Source organism: Pseudomonas sp. 05T35 (assembly GCF_056396605.1).
In genome coordinates this window covers 1-491 of sequence record NZ_JBFTLU010000947.1, presented here as the reverse complement: position 1 = coordinate 491, position 491 = coordinate 1, and the positions used below count along the sequence as shown (strand labels likewise).

The window sequence follows — 491 nt, the reverse complement described above, 5'->3', positions numbered from 1 at the left end:
GACGATAGGGAAACGCAGGGATGTCGCTCATGTGGATGCCGGCGCATATCACACAGCCACCCTTGACGGTGGCCTCCAGCGCCAACGGCACCAGCGCACCCACGGGGGCGAAGATCAGGCTGGCGTCGAGCAGGTGCGGCGGTTTCTGGTCCGAGGGGCCAGCCCAGGCGGCACCCAATGTTCGGGCATACGCCTGGCCCTCGTTGTCGCCCGGTCGGGTGAAGGCATACACCCGTTGACCTCGCCCCAGCGCCACCTGGATTGCCAGGTGCGCGGCGGCACCGAACCCGTAGAGGCCCAGATGGCGTGCGTTTTTTGCCATTTGCAGCGCCCGAAAGCCGATCAGCCCGGCGCACAGCAACGGTGCGGCTTCGGTGGCCGAGAGCGTGTCCGGAAGGCGAAAGCAGAAGCGCGCGTCGGCCACGGTGTAGTCGGCATAACCGCCGTCCAGATTACAACCGGTGAACTGCGCCTGATCGCAGAGGTTCTCC

The 491-nt window shown here is 66.2% G+C and carries 1 protein-coding gene; it reads right to left on the bottom strand.

Annotation, left to right across the window (positions count from 1 at the left end):
* Positions 1-491: MDR/zinc-dependent alcohol dehydrogenase-like family protein (locus AC1DH9_RS30840; RefSeq protein WP_477809546.1), on the bottom strand; the 491-nt coding region annotated here is incomplete at both ends.